The following is a 10,783-nucleotide window of genomic DNA, read 5'->3' as shown; positions in this document are numbered from 1 at the left end:
CGTGGGCCCCCCCCACGGTTTGGGTCTGGGGCCCCCGGTTTTGTCGGGGTGGGCGCCGCTGTGGGTGGGTGGGCCGGGCCCCCCCCGCCCCCCCCCCGCCGCCGGTGGTGCCGGACAGGCCCAGCGCGGCCACGGAGGCGAAGCCGTCCGGGGCGCCGGCCGGGGCCGCCTGGGCGGGCCCGGCCACAGAGAGGCCGGCCGCGACCAGCACTGCACACAGGGCAATTCTCACGACACCCTCCCCACACCGGCGCCGGCAGTTACCGCGGCGGGCACGGACGACGCGGCGTCGAGCTGGTACGCGTAGTACGTCGACGGCTCGGTGACCGTCCCGCCCGCCTCGCAGACCCCGGAGTTGACGAAGGCGTTGGCGCGTTGTACGAGCCGGCCCGGATCACTGTCGGCGTAGCCGCTCACCGAGTGGCACGGGAACGGCACGTTCTCGAAGTAGTTGCCCTCGGCCACCACGCCCGCGTTCTGGGTCGACGCGATCCCGTAGAGGCCGATGTCGCGGTAGTAGTTGTTGTAGACGTGCACCGGGTCGCCGAACCGGGCCCGCGGGTGGCGCTGGTTGCTGCCCTCGAACCAGTTGTGGTGGTAGGTGACCTTGAGGTAGCCGACATCGGCGGAGTACGAGTCGGAGTGGCCGAGCAGCATCGTCTTGTCGGTGCCGCGGAAACGGTTCCAGGAGACGGTGACGTAGGTCGACTTGCGCTTGATGTCGAGCGAACCGTCGTAGCCGGGCAGGAACTCGTTGTGGTCGATCCACACGTGGTGGGCGCCGTTGGTGACGCTGACCGAGTCGTCCGAGGCGTTGCTGAACTTGAGGTTGCGGATGATGACGTTGTTGCCGGGCCGCGTGGTCGAGCCCAGTTGCAGGCCGCCGCCGGTGATCTCCGCGGTGGAGCCGACGCCGATGATGCTCTTGTCGGCCACCACGGTGATCATGTCGTCGACGGTGACGCGGCCGCTGACCAGGATCGTGTAAGGGCTGTTCGTGCCGGCGTACTGCGCCAGCGCGGCGCCCGTGGTGACCGTGACCGTCGGTCCCGCGGCGCCACCGGTGGTGCCGTTGCGCCCGAGCGCGTTGACACTCGCGAAGCCGTCCGCCTGCGCGGCCACCGCCGCGTTCCCCGTGCCGGGCACCAGGACCGCGGCGCCGAACACGGCAATGACCAGGAGTCGTCTCATGGTGGGTCACACCTTCCCGGTGCCGGCGCCCGCCGGCACGATCGTGGGTACGCTCGACGCGCTGTCCGCCGTGTAGGCGTAGAAGGTCCGCGGATCGGTGACGGTGCCCCGTACCTCGATCGGGTGGTTGCACTCCACGAGGATGTTGTCGCGCTGGACCATCCGCCCGAGCGGGCCGCTGAAGTCGACCCGGCCGGGGTTGTTGACGCTGAAGAAGTAGTTGCCCTCGACGAACAGGCCGGCGTCGTTGGTGGACGCGACGCCGTAGCTGTTGTCGCGGTAGTAGTTGTTGTAGACGTGCACCACCGGCGCGAAGCGGACGCGCGGGTTGCGCTGGTCGGAGCCGTCGAAGTAGTTGTGGTGGTAGGTGGTGCGCAACCGGCCGGCGTCCTGGGCGCCGTTGTCGTCGTCGTGGCCGAGCAGCAGCGTCTTGTCGTGATCGTGGAACCTGTTCCAGGACACGGTCACCAGGTCCGAGCCGCGCTTGATGTCGAGCGCGCCGTCGTCGCCGTTCGAGAAGTCGTTGTGGTCGATCCACACGTGGTGGCTGAACATCTGCACGTTGATCAGGTCGTCCGTGGCCCCGGTGAGCCGCAGGTTCCGGATGATGATGTTGTGCACGGCGCCGGCCGGCGGCGTGGTGACGTCGTTGTCGACCGGCAGGCCGATATTGAGCCCGCCGCCGACCAGCGCGCCGGTCGACCCGAGGCCGACGATGGTCTTGTCCGAGGTGACGTCGTGCATGCCGTCGCGGGAGCCGGTCGGCAGGGTGATGGCGCCGGACACCTGGATGATCAGCGGGCCGGGCTGGGCGATCGCGGCGAGGAAGGCCGCGGTGGTGGAGACGGTGACGGTCGGGCCGCCGGCACCGCCGGTGGTCGAGGCCTGGCCGTAGCCGGCCACACCGGCGAAGCCGTCCGCTGCGGCGGGTGCCGCCGCGACCCGCGTGGAGGGCACCTGTACGGCGGCAGCCGCGGTCAGTGCGGCGACAACAATCGCAGCCGTCCTCATGCCGCAACCCGTCCGACGCCGGCGCCACCGGTGACGATCGCCTTCACAGAGTTCGGGTCGTCCAGGGTGTACGCGTAATAGGCGCTCGCCTCCTGCACGGTCCCGGAGCAGTCCGGGGCACCCGACTCGCCGACGAAGACGTTGTTGCGGGCGACGCACCGGCCGGCGGGCCCGGCGTACGTGTTGGTCACCGGCTCCTCGACGTTCTCGAAGTAGTTGCCCTCGACCAGGCAGCCGGCGTTGTTCTGGCAGGCCACGCCGGTGTCGGTGTTGTAGAAGTAGTAGTTGTTGTAGACGTGCACCGGCTCGCCGAAGCGGACCCGCGGATTGCGCTGCGGCGTCGCGTCGAACCAGTTGTGGTGGTACGAGACCTTCAACCGGCCGGTGTCCTGCGCCCCGTTGTTGTCGTCGTGACCGAGCAGCATGTTCTTGGTGTGGTGGTGGGTGTGGTTCCACGACACGGTCACGTACGAGGAACCGCGCTTGATGTCGATCAGGCCGTCGTAGCCCTGCGCCAGGTCGTTGTGGTCGATCCACACGTGGTGCGAGAACATCTGCACGTTGATCGAGTCGTCACTGGCCTTGCGGAACGACAGGTTCTGGATGATGACGTTCTGCACGGCGTCGGCCGGCGGTGTCGTCGCCGTGGAGACCGGCAGGCCGATGTTGAAGCCGCCGCCGGTGATGCCCGCGGTGGCGCCGACGCCGATGATCGACTTGTGCGACGCGACGTCGTACATGCCGGCCGGCAGGGTGATCGTGCCGCTGACGCAGATGGTCAGCGGCTCGGGCCGCGCGATGGCGCCCAGCAGCTCGGCGGCCGTGTCGACCGCGATCGTCGCACCGCCCGCGCCGCCGGTCGTGGTGGCCCGGCCCCAGGCGTTCACCGCCGCGAAGCCGGTGGGTGTGCCGGCGACCCGGCCGGAGCCGGGGTTGGGCGGCGTGGTCGGCGGGGTCGAGCCGGTCGGGTCGGGCCCGGGCGCCGGGGTCTCGACCACCACGTCGTCGAACGAGGCGGCGGCGTACGAGGTGACCAGCCCGATCCGGCCCGAGCCGAAGGTCGCGTCGCTCGCCTGCACGACCTGGGCACCGTTCACCGAGCCGGCCAGGGTGGAGCCGGTGACCCGCAGGGCGAGGTCGTACCAGGTGCCGGTGGTGACGCCGACGGCCGCCGAACTCAGCACGGTGACCGTGCCGTTCGCGACGCGCTGCAACTGCGCCGCGCCGCCGCCGGTCAGCACCAGCGCGTAGTAGCTGCTCATCGTCGTGCTGCGGGCGGTGATGCCGGCCGAGCGGGCGGACGTCGCGAAGGCGGTCGGCTTGACCCGGGCCTGCACGGTGTAGTCGGACCAGGCCAGGTCACCGGTCTGGGTCTTGGCGCCGGCGCCTGTGCTGGCCTGCCGGTAGACCGGCGAGCCGTCGGTGACGACCGACCAGCTGCCGCCGGTCTTCGTCCAGCCGTTCGCGTCGCCGTCGTCGAAGGTGTCACCGAAGAACGCGTCGGCGAAAGCGGCATTCGTGCCGACCAGCGCGACCATGACGGTCAGGGCCGCCGCGACAGCGGTGGCCAGCAGTGGATTTCTGGGCATGGCGAATTCTCCCGAGTGACGACAGGTGGGGGGAATGGCGCGATCAATTGACCGAAACGTCGACGAAACGTCTAGGAAAAACATAGGTAAGTTCATCGTCGGGAGTCAATGCCATCGATATGCAGGTCTGTTGCATGCGACAGACCCGGCATTCATCGGCCCGACGGCCGTACGGTCGAGAAGAAAGCTTTGGGTCCGGTTTGCGCCCGGGCCGCTCTTCGGTTGTTTGCACCGGGGTTTCCAGGTGCCCCGGCAAAGCTTTGCGCCGAGCTAAACCCCTGGGCGGCCAGGACGTCAACCGGAGTGCCCCGCTCTGGGCGGCTTTGCGCCAAATGGCGGGGCGTTTCGACGGCAAACGTTTGCAGCGCGGTCGATGCGTCCCGCCGATACGGTGAACGATTCGCGAACCGGGGGAAAGCGCATGTCCGATCTCGACCAGGTCACCCTCACGCTGCCGTTCCGGGGCACCTGGCTGGCCCGCAACAGCCCGGCCCGGCGGGTGCCCAGCCACGGCACCCACCTGTTCGCCACGACCTACGCCATGGACTTCATCGCTGTGCGGGGACGGCGGACAGCCGGCGTACGGGACTGGCGCACGCTCCTGGCCACCGAACCGCCGGACCGTTTCTACGCGTTCGGCCTGCCCATCCTCGCCCCCGCCGCGGCCACGGTCGTCGCGGTCCACGACGGCGAGCCCGACCACGAGGCCCGGCGCTCGCAGCTCACCCGCGTGGCCTACGCCGTGACCCAGGCGGCCCGGGCGAGGCAGGGCGCGGGGGCCATCGCCGGCAACCACGTGATCCTGCAACTGCGGGACCAGCGGCGGTACGTGGTCCTCGCCCACCTGCGCGCCGGCTCGATCCAGGTCGGGCCGGGTGACGAGGTCGGCACCGGCGAGCCGCTCGGCGACTGCGGGAACTCCGGCAACTCACTCCAGCCGCACCTGCACATCCAGGTGATGGACGCCGTGGATCCGTTCACCGCGCGCGGCGTACCCATGGCGTTCGCCGGATATCGCGCCCACCGGCGGCCCGGCGCCACCCCGGTCCTGGTCGCCCACGGCGTCCCGCACGAGTCCGAGATCGTCGAACCGGTCGCCGGGGACTTCCCGGCCTGAGCCGCTAGGGTGGCCCGGTGACGCGCCGCCGCGGCGGCCCGGCCGGACTCGAGGAATCATGACGGATGAGATCCTGACCCTGCAGGCCGCATTCGACGAGGCGGAACTGCACGGCGACACCGGCCGCCTGGAATCGTTGCTGGCCGACGATTTCCGGTCCATCGGCGAACAGGGATACGTGCTCGGCAAACAGCAGTGGATCGCCCGCCACGACGATTTCCGGTTCCTCGCCGTCGACAATTCGGAAACGGACGTCCGGCACTACGACGGCACCGCGATCGTCCGCGGCGTGCAGCGGTGCCGGGCCACCTGGCAGGGCACGCCCATCGACCTGACCGTCCGGGTCAGCCACGTGTGGGTCCGGCAGGCCGGCGCCTGGAAGCTGGCCGCGGTCCAGTTCAGCTCGCTGGGCCGACCTGGTCGTCCGGCTCAGCGGCGGCGGGCGGCGGGCTGCAGAGCCGGGCTGACCCAGCCGTTGTCGGCCGGGTTCAGGGTGACCCCGGGCGGCACGATCTCGTCGATCCGGTCCAGCACGTCGTCGGACAGCCGTACGTCGGCCGCGGCGAGCTGCGATTCGAGGTGCTCCATGGTGCGCGGGCCGATGATCGGTGCCGTGATCGCCGGGTGCCGCAGCACGAACGCGATCGCCAGCTCGACCAGGGTCAGCCCGGCCTCGCCGGCCAGCTGTCCGAGCTGGTCCGCGGCGTCGAGCTTGCGCTGGTTCTCCGGCCGGGACAGGTCGAAGCGGTTGGCCAGCCGCTGCCGGGCGACCGAGGTGGGACCGGCCGGGTCGGCGTCCTTGCGGTAGCGGCCGGAGAGCCAGCCGCCGGCCAGCGGACTGTACGGGATCACGCCCATGCCGTACCGCGCACAGACCGGCAGGACCTCGTTCTCGATGGCCCGGGTCAGGATCGAGTACGGCGGCTGCTCGGTGACGAACCGCTCACGCCCCCGGTCCCGCGCGACGTACTGGGCGTCGACGATCGCCGACGCCGGGTACGTGGAGTGGCCGAGGTAGCGGATCTTGCCGGCCCGGACCAGGTCGGTGAGCGCGCCCAGCGTCTCGTCGAGGTCGACGGCCGGGTCGTAGCGGTGCACCTGGTAGAGGTCGAGGTGGTCGGTGCCGAGCCGGCGCAGAGAGTTCTCGACCGACTGCATGATCCAGCGCCGGGAGCCGCCCCGGTGGTTCGGGTCGTCGTCGAACGGCATGAAGAACTTCGACGCCAGCACCACGTCGTCGCGCCGGCCGGCCAGCGCCTTGCCCACGATGACCTCGGACTCGCCCTGGGAGTAGACGTCGGCGGTGTCGACGAACGTGATCCCGGCGTCCAGCGCCCGATGTATGATCTTGATGCTCTCGTCGTGGTCCCGGGTCCCCCAGTCGCCGAACATCATGGTGCCCAGACACAGCTGGCTGACCTGCACTCCGGTCCGTCCCAGCGGTCGCATCTCCATCGCGGTACTCCTTCGGCAGGCATAACGGGAACTCGTGAGGGCACCTACAGCCGGGCGCGGTGTCCCGCCCCGGACGTTATGCCGGGCCGGGCCGCGCTGGGAGGTTCCACCAGTACCCCCATCGTCAGGCCCTCCCACATCCGGACGGCCGGCGGTTACCTGGACGCAAAGCACCGGAACACCGAGGAGAACCGTGACCACCACCGTGAAGGCATACGCCGCCCCGTCGGCCACCGAGCCGCTGGCGCCGACCACGATCGAGCGCCGCGACGTCGGCCCGCACGACGTCCGGATCGACATCAAGTACGCCGGCATCTGCCACTCGGACATCCACACCGCGCGCAGCGAGTGGGGGCCGACCCCGTACCCGATCGTGGTCGGGCACGAGATCGCCGGGATCGTCGCCGAGGTCGGCGCCGAGGTGACGAAGTACGCCGTCGGAGACCGCGTCGGCGTCGGCTGCATGGTCGACTCCTGCGGCGAGTGCCGGTACTGCACCGCCGGCGAGGAACAGCACTGCGCCAAGGGCAACGTCGGCACGTACGCGGGCGTCGGCAAGGACGGCCAGCCGACCCAGGGCGGCTACTCGCAGAGCATCGTCGTCACCGAGGGTTTCGTCGTCCGCATCCCCGACGGCCTCGAGCTCGACGTCGCCGCACCGCTGCTGTGCGCGGGCATCACCACGTACTCGCCGCTGCGCCACTGGCAGGCAGGCCCCGGCAAGAAGGTCGCCGTCGTCGGCCTGGGCGGGCTCGGCCACGTCGCCGTGAAGATCGCCCACGCCATGGGCGCGGACGTGACGGTCCTGTCCCAGTCGCTGAAGAAGCAGGAGGACGGCCTGCGCCTGGGCGCGAACGCCTACTACGCGACCTCCGACCCGGACACGTTCACCGAGCTGGCGGACTCGTTCGACCTGATCATCAACACGGTGAGCGCGTCGCTCGACCTGGACGCGTACCTGTCGCTGCTGGCCGTGGACGGCACGATGGTCAACGTGGGCGCCCCGGAGAAGCCGCTGTCGCTGCAGGTCTTCTCGCTGATCCCGAAGCGGCGCGCGTTCGCCGGATCGACGATCGGCGGGATCCGGGAGACGCAGGAGATGCTCGACTTCTGCGCCGAGCACGGCATCGGGGCGGAGATCGAGACCATCCCGGCCGAGCAGATCAACGAGGCGTACGAGCGGGTCGTGAACTCCGACGTGCGCTACCGCTTCGTCATCGACGCGGCAACCTTCGCCTGATCCTGCGCACCGCAGCCGACCCGGTCGACGACCGGGCCGGCTGCGCGCACGCCGTCGAGCGGTCAGCTCGGCGCGAAGTAGTCCCGGAGCTGCACGATCAGCCCGTCCCGCACCCGGAAGATCTGCACCAGCGACATCGTCGTCCGCTCCCCCAGCGGCGTCACCAGCACAGTGTCGATCTCGACGACGAAGACATCGGGATCCGCCGTGTCGTGCAGGACATAGCCGGACCGCTCGAAGTCCACAGTGACCTCGAAGGCCGGATGCCGGTGGTAGGCGCCGATCCCGCTGCGGATCTCCTCCCGGCCGGCCAGGCGGCGCGGCAGCTCATGGCCGGGCGGCACCAGCGGCGCCTCGTAGACGCCGTCGTCGGTGAACAGCGCCGCGACCGCGTCGGGGTCACGCCGGATCGCGCCGGCGGACAGATACCGTTCGAAGATTTCTTTCTGCGTCTGGCTCACTCTCCAGGCTATCCCGGCAGCGCCCGGTACGCGGGGCGCAGCGCCTCGATCAGCGGCACGCCACCCGGGCGCAGCGGCGGCGCGTCGAGCTGATCCAGCAACAGGTCGGGCCGGCCGGCGTCGGGGACCGGCAGGGTCATGGTCGTGGTTGCGCCGCCCCAGAAGTCGGCGATCTCGCCCAGACTCGCGTCCGCCGCCGCCTCCCGCGGCTCCGGCGCGGGGGTCACCGTGCCGCGCAGCTGGCTGAGCCGGGTCAGCAGCTCGTCACGGCCCCGGCCCCGCCAGGTGAAAGCGCCGAACGGATCGGTCTCGAACGACTCGGCGAGCGCGTAGCAGGTCGCGGCGAGGTGCACGCACGGCATCGGCCAGCGCTCGCACGAGCAGTCCATCGCCACCTCGTCCAGCGACAACGGCAGCAGGGTCAGCCCGGCCCGGGTGAACACCGCGTCGATGTCGCCCGGCATCCGCCCGGCGAGCAGGTCGGCCACGTACCGGGCCTGGGCCGCCAGGTCGTCCTCGATCCGCGCCCATTCCGCGGCCCCGAAGGCCCGGACCGCGATCCGGGACCGGAACGCCGCCGGGTCGTCCGGGCCGCGCACCTGCGCCGCGACCAGGCTGCCGGAGATCGCCAGGTGCCGGACGTGCCCGGCCCGGGCGTCGCGGCGGCCGCGGGCGAACGTCGGCGCCATCCGCAGGGACTCGAACATGGCGATGAACGGCGCCGAGAAACGGTCACTCACCGACGGCCTCCGGGGACAGCGCCAGCAGCGACCGCAGGTCGTCGGTGCTCAGGCCGGTCAGCCAGCCCTCGCCGTTGCCGACCACCCGCTCGGCGAGTACACCCTTGTCGGTGATCAGCCGGTCGATGCGTTCCTCCAGGGTCCCCAGGCACACGAGGGTGTGCACCTGGACGTCCTTGTGCTGGCCGATGCGGAACGCCCGGTCGGTCGCCTGGGTCTCGGTGGCCGGGTTCCACCAGCGGTCGACGTGCACGACGTGGTTGGCGGCGGTCAGGTTGAGACCGGTGCCGCCCGCTTTCAGCGACAGCACGAAGATCCCGGGACGGCGGTCGGCCTGGAACGCCGCCACCATCGCGTCGCGCTCGCGCCGCGGCGTGCCGCCGTGCAGATAACGCACCGGTACGGCGAACCGGGCGGCCAGATGCGGCACCAGCATCGCGCCGAAGCGGGCGAACTGGGTGAAGCACAGCACGCTCTCCCCGTCGGCCAGGGCGGCGTCGAGGATCTCCTCCAGCCGTTCCAGCTTGCCCGAGCGCCCGGGCAGCGGGGAACCGTCGCCGAGCAGCTGCGCCGGGTGGTTGCACACCTGTTTGAGCTTGGTCATCGCGGACAGCACGATGCCCTTGGTGCGGATCTCGGTCTCCTCCTTGAGCCGCTCGCTCATCTCGTTGAGCACCGCCTGGTAGAGCGTCGCCTGCTCGACAGTCAGCCCGCACAGGTGCCGGGTGTGCCGCTTGTCCGGCAGGTCCTGGATGACGGCCGGGTCGGCCTTGACCCGGCGCAGCATGAACGGCCGGGTGGCGTGGCGCAGCCGGGCGGCGGCGTCCTCGTCGGCGTACCGCTCGATCGGGACCGCGAAGCGGGCGCGGAACGTGTGCGCGCTGCCCAGCAGCCCGGGGTTGAGGAAGTCCAGGATGGACCACAGCTCGGCCAGGCGGTTCTCCACCGGGGTGCCGGTGAGGGCGACCCGGTGCCGCGCCGGGAAGCGGCGGACGGCCCTGGCCACGCCCGCCGCGCTGTTCTTGATGTGCTGCGCCTAGTCGAGAACCACCCGGTCCCAGGCCACGGCGGCCAGCTGGTCGGCATCGCGGGCGGCGATCGCGTACGTCGTCAGCACCACATCCGCCCCGTCGAGCAGCTCGGCCGGCTCGGGCCGATCGGCGCCGTGCAGCACCCGGACCCGCAGCCCGGGCGCGAACCGGGCGGCCTCGCGCTGCCAGTTGCCCAGCACCGACAGCGGGCAGATCAGCAACGTCGGCCCGCCCCCGCGGTGCAGCAACAGCGCCAGCAGCTGGACCGTCTTGCCCAGACCCATGTCGTCGGCCAGGCAGGCGCCCACCCCCAGCCCGTCCAGGAACGCCAGCCAGGAGAAACCCCGCAACTGGTACGGCCGCAGCTCACCGGCCAGCCCCGCGGGCGGCTCCAGGAGCTCCAGCCGCTCCCCCAGCCGCCCGGAGAGCAGGTCGGCGAGCCACCCGTTGCCCCCGAAGGCGGTCACCGGCAGGGGCAGCTCCTCGGGCGGCAGCAGCCGGATCAGGCGCAGCGCCTCCCCGGCGGTCATGGTGCCGCCGCCGCGCCGCAGGAACTCGAGCCCGGACCGCAGCCGTTCCGGGTCGAGGTAGACCCACCGGCCGCGCAGCTTCACCAGCGGCACCTTCACCCGGGCCAGGTCGGCCAGCTCGTCCTCGGTCAGCGTGCGCCCGCCCAGCGCGAGACCCCAGTTGTAGCCGACGATGGTGGCCAGGTCGGCGGCGTCGTCACGCAACACCGGGGCGGTCTCGTCGCGCGGGCGGACCTCCAGCGCCAGGCCGAGACTCTGCGGCTCGCGCCACCAGGCGGGCAGCAGGACGCCGTAGCCGGCCTGTTCGAGCAGGGTGGCGTGGCTCAGGAAGCGGTGCGCGCCCTCGGTGTCGAGCACGAGCTCCGTGGGCCGGGCCACGCGCAGGGCGGCGTCGAGGTCACCGAACAGCCGGGCGGCG

8 protein-coding genes and 2 pseudogenes are annotated in these 10,783 nt (G+C 71.1%); 3 read left to right on the top strand and 7 right to left on the bottom strand.

Annotated features, from left to right (window positions below):
* Positions 1–228: 228 nt before the first annotated feature.
* From AB0C29_RS17380 to AB0C29_RS17370, 3 genes are read right to left on the bottom strand one after another with little or no spacing between them, the layout of a single operon-like run.
* The gene (locus tag AB0C29_RS17380) at positions 229–1,191 is read right to left on the bottom strand and encodes a pectate lyase (RefSeq protein WP_360821268.1); all 963 of its coding nucleotides are present in this window, start codon (positions 1,189–1,191) and stop codon (positions 229–231) included.
* 6 nt (positions 1,192–1,197) lie between these two features.
* Positions 1,198–2,202 (bottom strand): pectate lyase, encoded by a 1,005-nt coding sequence (locus AB0C29_RS17375; protein ID WP_360821266.1) that lies wholly within the window; start codon positions 2,200–2,202, stop codon positions 1,198–1,200.
* Positions 2,199–3,791, bottom strand: coding sequence for a family 16 glycoside hydrolase (locus tag AB0C29_RS17370; RefSeq protein ID WP_360821264.1), 1,593 nt, complete (start codon positions 3,789–3,791; stop codon positions 2,199–2,201). The genes AB0C29_RS17375 and AB0C29_RS17370 overlap by 4 nt, the downstream gene beginning before the upstream one ends.
* Positions 3,792–4,212: 421 nt before the next feature.
* Between AB0C29_RS17370 and AB0C29_RS17365 the strand changes: the two genes are divergently transcribed.
* On the top strand, positions 4,213–4,908 hold the full coding sequence (locus tag AB0C29_RS17365; protein ID WP_360821262.1) for a M23 family metallopeptidase: 696 nt from the start codon (positions 4,213–4,215) through the stop codon (positions 4,906–4,908).
* 58 nt (positions 4,909–4,966) lie between these two features.
* A pseudogene (locus AB0C29_RS17360) lies at positions 4,967–5,233 on the top strand (nuclear transport factor 2 family protein); the annotation flags it as partial.
* A 104-nt stretch (positions 5,234–5,337) separates the two neighbouring features.
* On the opposite strand, the gene AB0C29_RS17355 reads toward AB0C29_RS17360, so the two are convergent.
* On the bottom strand, positions 5,338–6,363 hold the full coding sequence (locus AB0C29_RS17355) for an aldo/keto reductase (protein WP_360821260.1): 1,026 nt from the start codon (positions 6,361–6,363) through the stop codon (positions 5,338–5,340).
* Between the two features lie 193 nt (positions 6,364–6,556).
* On the opposite strand from AB0C29_RS17355, the gene AB0C29_RS17350 reads away from it, so the two are divergent.
* The gene (locus AB0C29_RS17350; protein ID WP_360821258.1) at positions 6,557–7,603 is read left to right on the top strand and encodes an NAD(P)-dependent alcohol dehydrogenase; all 1,047 of its coding nucleotides are present in this window, start codon (positions 6,557–6,559) and stop codon (positions 7,601–7,603) included.
* A gap of 62 nt (positions 7,604–7,665) precedes the next feature.
* Here the strand turns inward: AB0C29_RS17350 and AB0C29_RS17345 are convergent, their stop codons facing one another.
* The 3 genes and pseudogenes from AB0C29_RS17345 to AB0C29_RS17335 all read right to left on the bottom strand — a co-directional run bounded on the left by AB0C29_RS17345 (position 7,666) and on the right by AB0C29_RS17335 (position 10,722).
* The gene (locus AB0C29_RS17345; protein WP_360821256.1) at positions 7,666–8,064 is read right to left on the bottom strand and encodes a nuclear transport factor 2 family protein; all 399 of its coding nucleotides are present in this window, start codon (positions 8,062–8,064) and stop codon (positions 7,666–7,668) included.
* A gap of 8 nt (positions 8,065–8,072) precedes the next feature.
* Positions 8,073–8,804: a hypothetical protein gene (locus AB0C29_RS17340; RefSeq protein WP_360821254.1), complete on the bottom strand. Its 732-nt coding sequence runs from the start codon at positions 8,802–8,804 to the stop codon at positions 8,073–8,075.
* A pseudogene (locus tag AB0C29_RS17335) lies at positions 8,797–10,722 on the bottom strand (DEAD/DEAH box helicase). Before AB0C29_RS17335 ends, AB0C29_RS17340 begins: the two are co-directional and overlap by 8 nt.
* Positions 10,723–10,783 lie beyond the last annotated feature (61 nt).

The organism is Actinoplanes sp. NPDC048791 (assembly GCF_040650095.1).
Classification (GTDB): Bacteria; Actinomycetota; Actinomycetes; order Mycobacteriales; family Micromonosporaceae; genus Actinoplanes.
The sequence above is the reverse complement of the archived record's forward strand: the minus strand, read 5'-3'. Positions and strand labels throughout refer to the sequence as shown.